This window comes from Nocardiopsis terrae, from assembly GCF_014651695.1.
GTDB classification, from domain to species: Bacteria; Actinomycetota; Actinomycetes; order Streptosporangiales; family Streptosporangiaceae; genus Nocardiopsis; species Nocardiopsis terrae.
On record NZ_BMXJ01000004.1, the window covers coordinates 142670 to 157920 of the forward strand.

Genomic DNA, 15251 nt, shown 5'->3' on the forward strand with positions numbered 1-15251 from the left:
CCCCGGGGGGCCGGAAACCGCTCAGCCCAGAGCCGGCACGGGACGACGGTCCCGCCAGGGGACGGCCTCCTCCAACTGGGCGGCGACCGCCAACAACAGGTCCTCCCGGCCATGGGCGGCCACGAGCTGCACCCCGACCGGCAGGCCCTCCCGGCTCTGGGCCAACGGCAGACTGACAGCCGGATTACCGGAGACGTTGAACGGCGCGGTGAAGGGGCCGTGCGCGTAGATGTCGCGCAACCAGGAACGCACCGTGTGCCCGGCCCCGTGGTCGAGGGTGCCGTGCGGCAGCGGCAGCCCCGCCAGGGTGGGGGTGACCAGCAGGTCGCACCCCTGGAAGAAGCGCCCCACCGGCCCGGTGATCCGGTGCTGGGCCTGGAGACAGGCCACCACGTCCAGGGCGCCGTACCCCCGCGTCTCGGTGAGGATCCGCGCCGGAACCGCCTCCATCAGGGAGGGGTCCGGGGGCCTGGGACCGCTGAACAGGGCGGCCGTGGTCGAGACCGCGGCGAGCAGTGACGCCTCCACCACGTCCTCGGCCTCCAACTCCGGCGCCTCCTCGGACACTGCGTGCCCGATCCACTCCAGCACCCGGCCCACGTCGCGGGCGGCCTCGGCGACCTGCGGATCCACCCCGGTCTCCGCCCAGGGGCGGGTGCTCACCGCGACCCGCAACCGACCGGGACCGGCGCGCAGGGCCTCGAGGTGGGAGCCCCGGGGCGGCGGCGGGGCCACGTGCTTCTCCCCCACGGGCGGAGCACCCACCAGGTCGAGCAGCAGCGCCGCGTCACGCACGGTCCGGGTCAGACCGAACTCGCACACCAGCCCGAAGGCCGCCTCCCCCACCAGCGGCCCGCAGGGCACCCGCCCCCGGCTGGGTTTGAGCCCGACCACACCGCAGGCCGAGGCGGGCACCCGGAGCGAACCCCCGCCGTCGTTGCCGTGCGCGAAGGGCACCGCCCCCGCCGCCACCAGCGCGGCCGAACCCCCGCTGGAGCCGCCGACCCCGCGTCCGAGGTCCCACGGGTTACGGGTGACGCCGTACGCCGAGGACTCCGTCGCGAAACTCAGCCCCAGCTCGGGCGCGGTGCTCTGTCCCAGGGCCACCAGGCCGGCCGACCGGAACCGGGCCATCACCTCCTGGTCGACCGCACCCACCGCCCCGTGCAGCGCCCGGCTGCCCAGGGTGAAGGGCACGCCCCTGGCCACGGGGCCACTGTCCTTGACCACGAAGGGCACACCGGCGAGCGGGCCGTCCGGATCATGGGAGAGCCCGGGCTCGAAGGGCGGGCGGGTGAGCGCGTTGAGGTCGGCGTCGGCAGCGGCCAGACACCTCCTGGCCACCGCCTCGACCTCGTCGGGGGTCACCTCACCCGCGCGCAGCGCCGCCGCCAGAGCGGTCGCGTCCAGGTTCGCGTACTCATGGGCGTCCAAGGTCAGTCCTTGAGAACGAGCCCGTAGGCCAGCAGGTCGCCCCCGGGGACAGGGCACCAGTCACGTTCGGGCAGACGGACGAACCCGTGCGCCTCGTACAGGCGCTGTGCGCCCCGCATCACCGTCCGGGTGCTCAGCACCAGCCGGGACACCCCCTCCTGCCCGGCGCGTTCCACCACCGCGTCCACCAGAGCGGTGCCGACCCCGCGCCGCTGCACCGACGGATCGACCGCGAAGGCGCGCACCTCCGCCTCCTCCGGGCCCCGGGCGATCTCGCTGTGCGGCCCCCAGGGCACGAACACGACCGTGCCGGCCACACGCCCGTCCACCAGGGCCACCAGCACCTCGTCCCTCCCCTGCCAGCCCAGCTCCCGGAGGGTGTCGGCGTAGGAGGGGCTCGCGTCCAGCAGGCCCCGGGCCCCGTAGGCCAGGACCCGGAGCTCACCGATGGCCCGCCGCTCGGAGGGCAGCGCTGTTCGAATCAACATGGGCGCATTCAACCAGGCCGCGGGGCGGCACCTCCACGGGTTTCTGTCGCCCCATGCACCGCGGACCGGTAACCTCGCAGGCGCCGCCGCACCCGTCGAGAGGTCCCCCATGAGTCGCAACGTCCTGGTCACCGGTGCCGCCCGAGGGGTCGGCCGGGCCGTGGCGACCGCCTTCGCCGAGGCGGGGGACCGCGTCGCCGTGCACTACGGCACCCGCCGTGCGCAGGCGGAGGCCACCCTGGCGGCCCTGCCCGGGCAGGGCCACGTCCTGTCCGGGGCCGACCTGCGCGACCCCGAGGCCGCGGCCGCACTGGTCGAGCGGGCGGTCGAGGGCCTGGGCAGCGTGGACGTGCTGGTGAACAACGCCGCCGTCAACCTCCCGCACCCGGTCGCCGACACCTCCTACGAGGAGTGGCAGGCGGCCTGGCGGGAGACGGTGGACGTCAACGTGTTCGGGGCGGCGAACGTCTCCTACCTGGTGGCCCGGCACATGATCGACCGCGGGCACGGGGGCCGCATCGTCAACGTCGGTTCACGCGGCGCCTTCAAGGGCGAACCCGACCACCCCGCCTACGGGGCCAGCAAGGCCGCCCTGCACTCGCTCGGCCAGTCCCTGGCGGTGGCCCTGGCCCCGCACGGCATCACGGTGGCCTCGGTGGCCCCGGGCTTCGTGGAGACCGAGCGCGTGTCCGCCCGACTGACCGACCGGGTCCGCGCCCAGAGCCCCTTCGGCCGGGTGGCGGCACCGGAGGAGGTCGCCTCCGCGGTGCGTTACCTCGCCTCCCCCGAGGCCACCTGGACCTCGGGCGCCGTCCTGGACCTGAACGGCGCCTCCCACCTTCGCTGACCCCGGGCCCGGCCGCGCCGGAACGGAGTACGGGACGGGGACTCCCCTGTCCACTATCGGGATTCCAGGATTCGGAAGCACGGACAGACCGTTAACGGAACCAGAATGCGGCTTTTCCTGCTGAATAATCCTGTTTGTCCAAGACCTGAAAACCCCTTTCGGCGGCCTTCTTCCCACGATGTCCACGAAATCGCACCACGACCCCGCGCACTCGCTGTAGAAGGAGAGGAGGAAACGCAGCGCGAGGACAACCCGGGGGCACCCATGTCATCCCACCACCCGCAAGCGCCCTCCCCCCGCCTGTTCTCCGCCCGCCCGGTCTCCCTGCTGCCCACCGAGGAACTCGCCCGCAGAGCACTGGACTCCCCGCTGATGCGCGCCACCGTCGGCCTCTCCCGCTGGTGCGGCCCCGTCACCCCGGTGGACGCGGACGGCCTCCCGGACCTGCACGACACCCTCACCGCGATCAACGAGTTCGGCCTGTGGCCCCGAACCCTGTGCCGCGACCCCGAACGCCGCTCCGCCTGGACAGCGAAGATCACCTCACCCGCCCAGGCCGAGGACTTCCTCATCCCCTGGCACACCGCCCGACACCTGGGCATGATCGAGTGCGGGGCCGGACAGGCACGCCCCGCCCCCGAACTGGAACGATGGCTCGGCTCCACCGGACGGGTCCTGCACTGGTGGACCCTCGCCTTCCACCAGTGCGCCGAACGCGCCCTGCGCGGCACCGCCGGACTCGACCCCCGCACCGCCCTGGGCCGCCTCTACGAGTCCCCGGACGGAGCCCGCGTCCCCCTGCGACTGGTCACCCAGGAGATCCTGCCCGCCCGGCAGACCCACTACCTGCCCACCCGCCACCCGCCCTGGAGCACCGCCCTGCTGACCCGCGCCCTGTGGCAGCTCAACGACGCCGGGGCGGTCGCCCTGGGCTGGCACACCCCCGGAACCGACACCACCGGGGCACACGGCCACCGCCCGGAACCGGCCTGGGTACAGCTCACCGACCTCGGACGCTTCGGCATCCGCCAGTTGCTCCTCGCCGAGGAGCAACCCGCACCCCTGACCGAGGAGTTCATCCGGCTCGGCGCAGACGAGTTCCTCGACGCCCTGGCCGACTTCTCCCCCGACGGCCAACTCGTCGCACTCACCGCCTGGCTGGACGCGCGCCCGCCGGACCGCGCCCTGCGGGAGATCGTCTCGGCCTCGTCCGGACCCGGGCTGGCCCTGCGCCGTTGGAACGCCACCATGGCGCTGGGCTCCATCAGCTCCCGGATCGAACCGGAACTCCGCGCCCTGCTCCGGAGCCGGGACCCCACCGTGGTCAGCCTGGCCTCGGTGGTCCTGCTGGCCTCAAGGATGCTCACGGCCCCCGAACAGGACGGACTGACCTCCGCCTACGGCCACTGGACCGCCATCGACATGTTCGCGGCGGCCACCTGCCTGGGCGAGACCGGCCTGAAGTCCTTCCTGGGCTCCGAGGCAGCCGAGGGCATCGACCGGTTCCTCCTCAACGACGTCCCGCGCCTGTGGAACCCCGAACACCCCGAGACCCGCGAGGTCCTGCGTCTGCTGGGACGCCACCACCCCGACCCGTCGATCGCGGCCAGGGCCCGCGCGGCCGAAACCCACGCACCGCCACCCGCCTGAGGCCCGCACGGCACACCGGGCGGACCGTCACGGAACCGAAACCCCACCGGAGTCCGCGGGGCCGGGGAGACCGCCCCCGCGGACGGGCTCCCCGGCCCCGGACGGGACAGCGGACACCACCGGGGTCAGGGCACCGGGTCCCGCTCCCGACCCGTCCCGGTCTGCTCCTTACGACGCCTGCGCCGGAGCACGACCAGACCGAAGAACAGCGCGGCCGCCATCGTCGCGACCATGATCGCCAGGAAACCCCACGGCCCGACCATCGGACTGACGATCAGCGGGATCGCCGCAGCGGTGACCAGACCACCACCGAAGAACGGCTCGAAGACGAGCTGCTTGTACCCGAAGGCCGGGTAGGCCGGCGTCCTGGCCTCGGGGTCGGCCACCCGCATGAGCACCATGCCGGTGGCGGTGACGCCCAGGGACTGGCCGAACTCGCCGATACCCCGCTCGAACCAGTGGTCCGGCATGATCCGCGGCGCCAGGAAGAGGAAGGCGAACAGGCACCACAGCACACCCGCCACGGAAAGGACCGCGAACGCGACGATGTTGTCGGCGATGGCCTGCAGGGACAGCGTCGCCATGGCGGCGATGACGAGCACGTCCAGGGACATCCCCTGGATCCGCTCCACCGACCGCGCGTCGACGATGTCGTTGCGGTCGAACCGGTCGATGAACAACTGCACGATGATGCCGCCGATCATCGCCAGCGGGAACAGCGGCACGAAGGCCATGACCTCGATGGAGTCGGCCCACACCAGCTGCTCGACCCACTGCAGGGCCGACAGGAGCAGCTGGCCGATGAGCACCGCGAGGGCGACCAGGCCGAAGTGCAGGGTCAGCGGGTCCATCGACGAGGGGTGGACCGTCAGCATCGACCCGGCGGTGCGGTTCTCCCGCTCGACCAGACCGGCCTGCTCCCCTTCGGTACCCCTGCTGTCCGCGCTGATCACGCTGGTCCTGCCCCGGCGCACACCCCAGTTGATCAGGATGATGCCGATGATCACGCCGGAGAGCAGCCCGACGGTGGCCATCCCCAGGGCCACGTCCTGGCCCTGGGCCCAACCGACCTGGTCGAAGGTGCTGCCCAGTCCCGCGGCGGTGCCGTGGCCGCCGAGGAAACCGATCTCGATGAGCGCACCCGAGATGACCGGGACGTCGAAGAACGGTGCCAGGACCAGCAGGGCCAACAGCAGACCGATGACGTACTGACCGCTGGCGACGGTGATCCCGAAGGACAGGTTGGGCCCGGCCAGGTCGACCGCCTCACGCAGCCTGGGCATCCGTTTGCCCAGGAAGAGGCTGGCGAAGACCACCGAGATGAGCAGGCCCGGCAGGGCCGACCACACCGACATGACGTCGGCCCCGAAGAGCCCGCCCTCGGCCGCCCGTTCCGCGAAGCCGACCGCGACGCCCCGGTCGGCCAGCAGCCCCGTGGCCCAGCCGAAGACGTCCGGGCCGAGCAACAGCGCGATACCGCCGCCGATGATCGAGCTCGGCAGGTACAACCGCTGCGTCAGCTTCCACCTGACCCGGACGAACTTCGAGATCAGCAACAGCACCCCCAGCAGGAGGAGCGCGAGGCCAACGGTGTCAGGGGACATGATCCACCTCTCAATACGGTCCCGCAGGCGTGCAGGGGCATGGGTGCGCTCCTGCGGGCACACGGGGCCCGGGACGGGGCGCCCGACCGGGCAGGGACTGTGGCTGGGAGGTAGATCGCGCACGGGGAAGCGGCTCAACTTACGCGAACGCCTGGGGAATCCTACACACGGTGACGACCCGTCCGATCCTGGCCCCGGACGCCGTGAAGCGCCGGCCGGCGTCCGGCACCCGCAGCTCCGACACACCGCTCCCACCAGCACAGGTCCCGGCAGAACCGGAAAGTACGACGGTTGAAGCGTTCACACTCACCGGGCCCCGCGCGACGCGGGCAGCGGCTACCCCGCCCCACCCGGATCCACACGCCCCCGGCCCCGGGAACCACGGTGAGGATGATCATGCCCGCCGCGCCGGGCACCCCCGGCCCCGGTTCCGGGCCGCCCGGCGCGAGGACGACGGCGGACCGCGGCCGTGCACGCGGGCCGGGTGCCCGGGCTCCCGGGTTCGTACCGATCTGTGCGAAACCGCCCCGCGGCCCCGTCCCGGAGCGGTAGAAGGGGTGTGGACCAACATCCCCCGAAGAGAACGCATACCCCCAGAAGAGAAACCGGGAGCGGACGTGCCCTCTCACAACCCGTCGGACCCGGAGTACCCGCCCCTCGCCGCCAGGCCCGTGTCCCTGCTGCCCACCGACGTCCTCGCCCGCATGGCCCTGGACTCCCCACTGCTGTGCGACGCCCTCAGCCTGGCCCGGTGGAGTGCCCCGGCCGTCCCGGTCACCCACCACGGGGTGCCCGGCATCGACGACGCCCGCACCGCGATCACCAGATTCTCGCTCTGGCCGCACGACCTGCCAGGGCGGCCCGCCGAACGCACCACCTGGCTCGGCGGGCTCCACTCCGCGGCCGACGTCGCCCACTTCGTCGTGCCCTGGTCCGCGGCCCTGCGCCTGGGCCTGGTCGAGATCAACGCCTCGCACGCCCGGCCCGCCCACGACCTGGAACAGCAGACACGCGACCCCGACCGGGTCCTGTCCTGGTGGTTCCGGGAGTTCGAGCACACCATCGAGAACGCCCGGGGCGACCTGGCCCGCCCCGACCGGCCCGCCCCGGGAACCACCGGCCCCGAGCTGCTCCCCGGGGTCCTGCGCCACCTCTACGAGGCTCCCGACGGCTCCCGCCCCGACCTGGACACCCTGGCCAGGGAGGCGCTGGACTCCCCCGCACCCTCCGCCCCCCGGACGACCTCCCCCCTGCTGCACGTGCTGTGGCAGCTCTCCGACACCGGCGCCGTCGCCCTGGACCACCGTCCCGCCGAGGCCCCCGGACAGGACGGCCACGGTCACTGCACCGTCGAACTCACCGCGCTGGGCCGCTACGGGGTCCGCCGCCTCCTGTTGGAGGTGGGCATCCACGCACCCCTCGTGGAGACCCTCGCCGAGGCCGGAGCCGCCCGGTTCCTGGACGCGCTGTCCGTCCTGCCCTTCGAGGACCGGCTCGCCGAGGCCGGCCCCTGGCTGGACCGACGCGGCCCGCACCGGGCGCTGCGCCAGATCGCCGCGGTCGTCTCCGGCCCGGGTCTGGCACTGCGCCGCTGGGTGGGCACCCAGGTCCTCAACACGACCAGCTCCGAACTCGAACCCGAGCTCCGCTCCCTGCTGCGCTCACCGCACCCCGCCGTGGCCAGCATGGCGGCGGTCGTCCTCCTCTCCTCCGGGATGCTCACCCAGCGCGGCCTCGACCGGATGCTGGGCGAGTACGGCCCCTGGGTGGTCCTCGACATGATCGCCGCGGCGATGACCCCCGACAACGCGGGCCTGCCCGGCTTCCTCTCCTCCGAGGGCACCCCCGACGTCGAGCAGATCGTCCTCGACTCCCCCGACCTGCTCCGTCTGCGCGCTCACCCCGACGCGCTGCCCGTCCTGGAGGCCCTGGGGCGGCACCACCCCGACCCCGCCACTTCCGGTAAGGCCCGCGCGCTGGCCGAGCGGATACGCGAGGACCACTGATCCCTGGGGCGGCGCCCCGGGCCGCTGGTACGCACGGTGGCCCGGACCGGGGCCCGACGGGCCCGGACGCCGGGCAGGGGCCGGTGGCGTCCCGGCGACCGCTTCGGTCCGCCGTCTTCTCCGGTTTTCCAGAACCAACGCCTTTACGACGTAGATTCATAGATCCGTGTCGCGGGGCCGGCGGAGGAGAGACCCCGGCGCACACCGGGAGCACGGGCGGTCAGGCCACTAGCCGTCCAGCGCGTCGAGGTAGGCCCAGGCGCCCCCGTGGCGCAGGAAACGGCTGTGTTCGCGGAGTTCACCCTCCCGGCCTCCCTCCCGGAAGACCGCCAGGAACTCGACCGTGCCCTCGTTGTGGAAGGGGGTGCCCGCACCGGTGCCGAGAATCTCCAGCCGCACCCACTCGGTCCGGGGATCCAGGTCCACACCGGACGGCCGGGTGTCGGGGTGCCAGGAGCGCAGCAGGTACCCCTCGTCGCCGACCGCGAAGGCGCTGTAGCGCGAACGCATCAGGTCCTCGGCTGTGGCCGCCTTCGCCGAGCCCTCGTGCAACCGGCCGCAGCACCGCCCGTACACCGTGGGCCTGCCGCAGGGGCAGGGCAGGTCGGCGGAGTGGGGCGGCCGGGTGCGGAAGCTGCGCTTGGACATCCCCCCATTCTGGCGGCTGTCCGCCACCCCTTCGGCCCGCCCCTGCCCGCACAGGGCCGTGTCCGACGAGGGGATCGGGCTCGGCCCTGCGACCACGACGTCCCTAGCGGATCGGACGTCGTGGTTCGGGCGGCGGGAACCACCGGGGCGGCGGCCCGTCATCGGGTGCTGGGCGTGGACGAGGGATCGGGAGGGCGTTTCCGTGCCGGATTACGATGTCCATCCACAGGGTTAGTACCCAGTCCCCCGACGGGGACGAAACCCGGAATCACCGGCTTTTCGCCTTTCCTTCCGTTTCTGGCCGTCCCGCCGCCGCGGCGGGCACCACCTGCCGGGGCTAGGCTCCGGGACGGTTCCACGAGGTGATGACGGAGCGGCCGTGCTCCGTGCCCAGGGTGCTGACGGAGCCGGTGTCGAGGCGGAACAGGGCCCCGCCCGAAGGGGGCAGCCCCAGCCGCCGGGCCGTGAGCGCGCGCAGGATGTGACTGTGCGCCACCAGCGCCACGTCGCCGCGTTCGAGCGCCGACGCCGCGTCGACGAGGACCCGGTCGGCCCGCGCCCCCACCTGTTCGGGGTTCTCTCCCGGATGGTCCGGCGGCCCAGGGGGCACCCCGTCGGTCCACAGGTTCCAACCCGGCCGGTCCCGGTGGATCTCGGCGGTGGTGACCCCCTCGTAGGCCCCGTAGTCCCACTCGGCGAGGTCGGGATGGGCCGCGGTGTCGGTGATCCCGGCGAGCTCCGCGGTGCGCACCGCCCTGCCCAGCGGGCTGGTGAGCACCAGCTCGAACCCCCGCTCCGCCAACAGCGGGCGCAGTGCCCGCGCCTGACGCTCCCCCTCTTCGGTCAGAGGCAGGTCGGTGCGCCCGGTGTGCCGGCGCTCCCTGCTCCATTCGGTCTGTCCGTGCCTGACGAGTACCAGTTCTCCCACCCGAACGTCATGCCCTGCGCACCGGCCGCGCAAGCCCTCCGCCGTGCGCGGGGCCGGAAAAGCGGGGACGCACCCGCCCCCGGCCCCGCCCCGGGACCGGTCTCGCACGGCCGCGCAGCGGGAACCGACCCTCCGACAAAAGCCACGGAAAAGCAGAAAACACTCGCCGACCCGAACAACGGATAACACCCGACCGGAGCCGGGATATGATCCGAGGCGACAATCCGGCACGACGCGAAGAATTCACCGCGCCCAGAGAAGCAGGAAGAAGAGAAGATGCCCACCGTCGAATGGAACCGAAAAACCTGGGGCAAAACCCACTCCTGGGAGCGGAGCGGAGACGAGTGGGCCTTCATGGCCGCCTACTGCCGCCAACCCTACGAGGCGTGGAAGGACAGCCTCGTCGACACCCTGCTGGCGCCGGGGGCCGGCCGGGGCACGGCCCTGGAGATCGGGCCCGGGCACGGACGCTGGACCGAGCACCTGCTGGCGCACTCCCCGAAGGTGTGGATCGTGGACGTCAATGAGAGCTGCCTGGACCGCTGCCGCGAGCGGTTCGCCGACCGCCCGGAACTCAACGTCCACCACACCCCCGGCTTCTCGATGGACCCGGTACCGGACTCCTCGGTCGACTTCGTCTGGTCCTTCGACGTCTTCGTGCACCTGGACCCCGACGTCATCACCGGTTACCTCGGCGAGGTCTCCCGTGTCATGGCACCCGGCGCGAGCGCGGTCGTCCACCACGCCGGCAAACCCGACTGGACCCTGAGGCTGTCCCCGCTGACCCGCAGGGCAGGACGCCCCGGCAGGGTCGCGCAGCGCTGGCTGAGCCAGCACCGTTGGCGCGACGACGGCAACCGCTCAGACGTCTCCCCCGGGGCCTTCGCCGCCTGGGCCCGGGACGCGGGCCTGACGGTGGTCGGCCAGCGCACCTCCTGGGGCCCCGAGGACCAGTACACCGTCGACAAGTACCGCGACTGCGTCACCGAACTCCGTAAACCCGAATAGTCCGACATCCCGGAGAAATCAAAGGCGCCCACACCGCGAGAAACACCTCGGGACCAGGCGAACAGGCCACTTCCGCGACGGTGTTCTTCCCAGGGTGAAAACGACAGAGGAACCCTTTCCCGCACAGGCGGCCCACCGGACCCCCGGCCACGGGCCCCACTCCCGAAGGAGCGGAATGTCCCCCCAGGAAATCGAGGAGTTCGCCCAGGGCCCGGAACCGGACCGTTCGGAGTTGCGGAGGGTCCCCCGGGAGGAACTCGGGCCCGAGGAGTGCGATGCCTGTCTGACCTACTGGACGGGAGGCCCCGAACGGTGCTGCGGAGCCCCCAACGTGCCCGGCTACTCGAACTGCCGGTTCCACCTGTTCCACGCGATCAACGGCGGTTACACGGTCAGCAAACTCAGGGTCGGATGCGACGAGGCGCGGTTCCCGGCGGCGGACCCCTACGCCTGAGCACCGCGGGCGGGCGGCCCGAGAGGATGCTCTCCCCAGGGGCCCGGGACGGGGCACGCAGGCCGGAAAGGGCCTGTGGAAAACCCGGTTCGGTCACCCCCGGGCGCCCATACTCGGGGTGTGAAGCTCTCCACGGGCGCGCTCGCCCTGCTCAGGTCCCTGCTGCGGGATGTCCCCGGCGACCACCACGTCCTCACCCTGCACACCCACCACACCGTGTCCACCGCCGTGGACCGCCGGGCGGAAACCTTCGACGCGGAGCATCCGCAGGTGGTGGAACGGTTGTACGCGGCCGTCACGGGCGGCGCCAGCGCCTCGGTGGTTCTGCGCACCGTCACGGACCGGATCTCCCACACGCTCCCCAACGGGGTCGAGATCCCGGTCGAACTCGTCCGCGGCTGGTACGTGACGGACCACCGCCTCATCCCGCTGGACGGGGCCCGGATGTTCGACGCCCACTGCACCGACGCCGCCTCGGGCGAACCCCTCCCGCCCGAACACGGCGTGGAGTACACCGGCGCTCCCGAGATCGACCTCACCCCCCTCCCCCGCTCATGAACCGGGGAACCGCCGGACGCGGACCCGGTCGACGGAGGCGACCGGGTCCACCGCGACGGTCCCGGGGACACGGCCCCGGGCACCGCCGTATCAGTCAGTACCGGGAGGGGACGCGATCACAGGTTCTTCTGGTCGACGTCCCACTCGGGGTCGACGCACAGACCGCAGTCCTGCCCGACGAACTGCTCCGCGGCCTCCGCGTCGTCCTTGAGGTGCCACTTGAGCCAGGCGGTCCCGACCCGCCCGTACTCGCCGCCGTCGGGTTCAGCGAAGGTTCCGTAGTGGCCGACGTCGAGGTGGCCCATGAAGGCGGGCAGCCCGTCCGGCAGGTCCCGCCAGTCGTTGAGTGCGTTGCCGTAGGCGATGTCGTCGGGGCCGCCGGTGAAGTAGGCGACGGGGGCGTGCAGGTGGGAGAGCCGGTCGGGGTCGCGGTCGCTGAACATGCCGCTGTTCCAGATCACCGTGGTGGTGATCCGGGGGTCGTCGGCGACCTCATAGGTCTCCAGGCCGCCGCACGACTGGCCCATGACGGCGATCCGGTCGGTGTCGATCCTGCCGCGGTACTCGCTGAACAGGCGGGTGTTCGCGGATTCCGCCCAGTCGAGGGCCTCGGTGAGCATCTCGGCGTCGGTGCTGCCGGAACCGCCGGGCCTACCGTTGGCGATGACCAGGAAACCGTGCGAGGCGAACTCGGTGAGGATGTTCTCGAACCACGTCCCGTCGGCACGGCAGGCGCCGTTGCCCCAGGCCACGACCGGCAGCGGTTCGTCGTCGGGCAGCTCCAGGGGACGGTAGACGGTGTGCTCGCGCAGCCGCCATTCGGTGACGTATCCGGCCTCGTAGGGGCCGGTGCCGCCAGCGGTCTCGGGTGCGGCGGCCACCGCCGCGCCCGAGGGCGCCGAGAGCAGGGCCCCTGCCATGAGCGAACCTGCGAGCACGGCCAGGCATCTTCGGGCAAGCTTCGCTGTTCCCATTGCGTACTCCTGCGGGGGGAGGTGCGCACCGGTGTCCTCCGGCACGCCGGAAGGCGAATATCCGTTCCGCCGACACGAGTGTCAACGGGGGTTCGGCGCCAACGGGTGGCATCACTGATGCCCTCGCGGGAAACCGACGGGATCGCGGTTGTTCCACCGATGCGCCCGGAGCCCTCCCCGGCGCAGACTGGGCGGCGCCCGGCCCCCAGAACGCCCCCGGAGAGGGAGAACCGCGTTGGAAGACAGCCCGCTACGCATTCACGACATCATGGCCTGCGACGTCTACTGGGACTTCGACGGGACGCCGCTGCCCAGGGAACAGCACAAGTTCCTGGTCTCCTTCCACCCCACCCCGGGGATCCCCACACCCGAACTGGTGCGCTCCATCACCGCCCGCGGCCCGGACGGGTACCGGGTGGAGTTCGCCAACCAGCCGTTCACACCGGCGAACACCAACGGCCACATCTACGACCGCACCCTCGACTACTACTGGTACATGGTCAACCTGCCGGAGGGGTTCCTGCCCGGCGGTGTGTACAGCATCGAGGTGGTGGGGACCGACGGCTCGGTCCGGAACCGTTCCCGGCACCAGGACATCGCGGCCTCCCGCCGCCTGGTCGAGCACTACACCGCACGACGGGAGGAGATCCTGGCCTCCTTCGCCCCCTCCGGCCGCCGGGAGCTGGAGACCGTGCCCGCGGCCGGCGAGTTGGAGTGCTCCTGGAAGACCCTGGACCAGCTGGGCGGCCCGGACGCCTACTACATCCACCGGCTGTCCACCGGCGGCTCCGCCCGGGAGTTCGACACCCAGAACCTGACCTGGTGGGACAACATCTTCGTGCAGAGGATGCGAGGCCGGTCCGAGGCGGGGCTCAACCGCTCCTCGGTGCGGGTGCGGGCCGACCTGACGGCCGACACCCGCTACGCCTACTTCGTCGAGGCCACCGACGCCAACGTGCAGAGCGAGACCAACATCTGCGTCTTCCAGCCCCACCAGTACTTCCGCACCCCGGCGGCCACCGGTACGGCCGCGAACGCCTGAACCCGGGCACCGGCACCCCCTCGGCGCCTCCCCGTTCCGCTCTCCGCTCAAGGCGGAGAGCGGAACGGGGAGGCGGGTTCACCGCCCGGAGCAGCGCGCCGGGCGGCCCCTGTGCTCCGGCCCGGCCGCTGGGAGAAATCAGTGCGAAAAATAGCCGTCACCCCCTGGGTCAGGAGGGCTGCTCCCGGTAGCCTTACCCTGGCTGGGAGCGCTCCCAGCCAGTTCGGGGGATGCCCGTCACCGCAAGGTACCGGGATACGGGGTTCACAACGGAGGCAACCCACCGAAGGAAGGCTATGTCCCGCACACGCACAGCCATCGGAGCCGCCCTCGGCTCCGTCACGGCCCTGGCCACCGGAACGGCGCTGCTCAGCCTGTCGCCGGCCGCCGCCCAGGAGTCCGAGTTCTACGTCAACCCCAACACGTCAGCGGCCGTCTGGGTCCAGGAGAACCCGGACGACCCGCGCGCCGAGGTCATCGGCGACCGTATCGCCTCGGTCGCACAGGCCACCTGGTTCACCCAGTACAACCCCGACGAGGTCCGCGGTGACGTGGACGCGGTGGTCAGCGCCGCCGAAGCCCAGGGGCAGGTCCCCATCCTGGTGGTCTACAACATCCCCGGGCGCGACTGCGGCAACCACAGCGACGGCGGGGCGCCCGACCACGACGCCTACCGCGCCTGGGTGGACGAGGTCGCCGCGGGCCTGGATGGCCGTCCCGCCACCATCGTCCTGGAACCCGACGCCCTCCCCCTGGTGAGCGGCTGCAGTGACCCCTCCGAACTCCTGGAGTCGATGGCCCACGCGGGCAAGGCGCTCATCGCGGGCTCCTCCGCGGCCCGGGTGTACTTCGACATCGGGCACTCCGCCTGGCTGGCGCCCCAGGCGGCCGCCGACCTGCTCAACGGCGCCGACATCGCGAACAGCGCCCACGGGGTGGCCACCAACACCTCCAACTACAACTGGACCGGGGACGAGGTGGCCTTCGCGGAGGCCGTCATCTCCGCCACCGGGGTGGCCGGGCTCGGGGCCGTGGTCGACACCAGCCGCAACGGCAACGGGCCCGCCCCCGACGAGGAGTGGTGCGACCCGCCCGGGCGGATGATCGGTCGGCCCAGTACCACCGACACCGGCAACCCGCTGATCGACGCCTTCATCTGGACGAAACTCCCGGGCGAGGCCGACGGCTGCATCGCACCCGCCGGACAGTTCGTGCCACAGGCCGCCTACGACATGGCGGTGGACGCGCCCCAGCCCCCGGACGAGCCCACCGACCCCGGTGGGGACCCCACCGACCCGGGCGAGGACTGCACGGCCGAGTACCGGCTGGCCGGTGACTGGGAGAGCGGCTTCCAGGCGGAGGTGACGGTCACCGCCGGCTCCGACCTCACCGGATGGACCGTGACGTGGACCTACGCCGACGGCCAGCGGGTCAGCCAGGGCTGGAACGCCGACATCAGCAGCAGCGGGGCACAGGTGAGCGCGACCGACCTGGGCTGGAACGGCTCCCTCGGCGCCGGTGAAAGCACCGGGTTCGGCCTCACCGGAACCCATGACGGCGACAACGGCGTGCCCGACGTGCGGTGCGCCGCCGCCTGACCGCGACGCGGC

The 15251-nt window shown here is 72.2% G+C and carries 14 protein-coding genes; 8 read left to right on the forward strand and 6 right to left on the reverse strand.

Features of this window, described 5'->3' with window-relative positions; translation table 11 throughout:
• Positions 1-21: 21 nt before the first annotated feature.
• Positions 22-1434 carry an amidase gene (locus IE195_RS12160; protein WP_191270787.1) on the reverse strand — a complete coding sequence of 471 codons (1413 nt, stop codon included), beginning with the start codon at positions 1432-1434 and terminating at the stop codon, positions 22-24.
• Between the two features lie 2 nt (positions 1435-1436).
• The gene (locus IE195_RS12165) at positions 1437-1922 is read right to left on the reverse strand and encodes a GNAT family N-acetyltransferase (RefSeq protein WP_191270789.1); all 486 of its coding nucleotides are present in this window, start codon (positions 1920-1922) and stop codon (positions 1437-1439) included.
• Between the two features lie 109 nt (positions 1923-2031).
• On the opposite strand from IE195_RS12165, the gene IE195_RS12170 reads away from it, so the two are divergent.
• The gene (locus tag IE195_RS12170; RefSeq protein ID WP_191270791.1) at positions 2032-2769 is read left to right on the forward strand and encodes an SDR family NAD(P)-dependent oxidoreductase; all 738 of its coding nucleotides are present in this window, start codon (positions 2032-2034) and stop codon (positions 2767-2769) included.
• Positions 2770-3033: 264 nt separating this feature from the next.
• Entirely contained in the window at positions 3034-4419 is a 1386-nt protein-coding gene (locus IE195_RS12175) for a hypothetical protein (RefSeq protein ID WP_191270794.1), read from the forward strand.
• Positions 4420-4544: 125 nt separating this feature from the next.
• Here the strand turns inward: IE195_RS12175 and IE195_RS12180 are convergent, their stop codons facing one another.
• Complete coding sequence (locus tag IE195_RS12180) at positions 4545-6023, reverse strand: sodium/glutamate symporter (RefSeq protein ID WP_191270796.1); 1479 nt, start codon at positions 6021-6023, stop codon at positions 4545-4547.
• A gap of 617 nt (positions 6024-6640) precedes the next feature.
• Between IE195_RS12180 and IE195_RS12185 the strand changes: the two genes are divergently transcribed.
• Positions 6641-8029 (forward strand): hypothetical protein, encoded by a 1389-nt coding sequence (locus IE195_RS12185; protein ID WP_229826181.1) that lies wholly within the window; start codon positions 6641-6643, stop codon positions 8027-8029.
• Between the two features lie 228 nt (positions 8030-8257).
• On the opposite strand, the gene IE195_RS12190 is transcribed toward IE195_RS12185, so the two are convergent.
• Positions 8258-8677, reverse strand: coding sequence for a YchJ family protein (locus IE195_RS12190; RefSeq protein ID WP_191270798.1), 420 nt, complete (start codon positions 8675-8677; stop codon positions 8258-8260).
• A gap of 337 nt (positions 8678-9014) precedes the next feature.
• Positions 9015-9605, reverse strand: coding sequence for a histidine phosphatase family protein (locus IE195_RS12195; RefSeq protein ID WP_191270800.1), 591 nt, complete (start codon positions 9603-9605; stop codon positions 9015-9017).
• A 276-nt stretch (positions 9606-9881) separates the two neighbouring features.
• Here IE195_RS12195 and IE195_RS12200 point away from each other — a divergent pair, with 276 nt between their 5' ends.
• The 3 genes from IE195_RS12200 to IE195_RS12210 all read left to right on the forward strand — a co-directional run bounded on the left by IE195_RS12200 (position 9882) and on the right by IE195_RS12210 (position 11625).
• Positions 9882-10613 carry a class I SAM-dependent methyltransferase gene (locus IE195_RS12200; protein WP_191270802.1) on the forward strand — a complete coding sequence of 244 codons (732 nt, stop codon included), beginning with the start codon at positions 9882-9884 and terminating at the stop codon, positions 10611-10613.
• Between the two features lie 175 nt (positions 10614-10788).
• Positions 10789-11067 carry a hypothetical protein gene (locus tag IE195_RS12205; protein WP_191270805.1) on the forward strand — a complete coding sequence of 93 codons (279 nt, stop codon included), beginning with the start codon at positions 10789-10791 and terminating at the stop codon, positions 11065-11067.
• Positions 11068-11187: 120 nt separating this feature from the next.
• Positions 11188-11625, forward strand: a complete 438-nt coding sequence (locus IE195_RS12210) for a hypothetical protein (RefSeq protein ID WP_191270807.1) — start codon at positions 11188-11190, stop codon at positions 11623-11625.
• A 116-nt stretch (positions 11626-11741) separates the two neighbouring features.
• Here IE195_RS12210 and IE195_RS12215 read toward each other — a convergent pair whose 3' ends face one another.
• Positions 11742-12599 carry a poly(ethylene terephthalate) hydrolase family protein gene (locus tag IE195_RS12215; RefSeq protein WP_191270809.1) on the reverse strand — a complete coding sequence of 286 codons (858 nt, stop codon included), beginning with the start codon at positions 12597-12599 and terminating at the stop codon, positions 11742-11744.
• A 235-nt stretch (positions 12600-12834) separates the two neighbouring features.
• Between IE195_RS12215 and IE195_RS12220 the strand changes: the two genes are divergently transcribed.
• Positions 12835-13641, forward strand: a complete 807-nt coding sequence (locus tag IE195_RS12220) for a hypothetical protein (RefSeq protein WP_191270811.1) — start codon at positions 12835-12837, stop codon at positions 13639-13641.
• A gap of 296 nt (positions 13642-13937) precedes the next feature.
• Positions 13938-15239, forward strand: a complete 1302-nt coding sequence (locus IE195_RS12225) for a glycoside hydrolase family 6 protein (RefSeq protein ID WP_191270813.1) — start codon at positions 13938-13940, stop codon at positions 15237-15239.
• Positions 15240-15251: the final 12 nt, after the last annotated feature.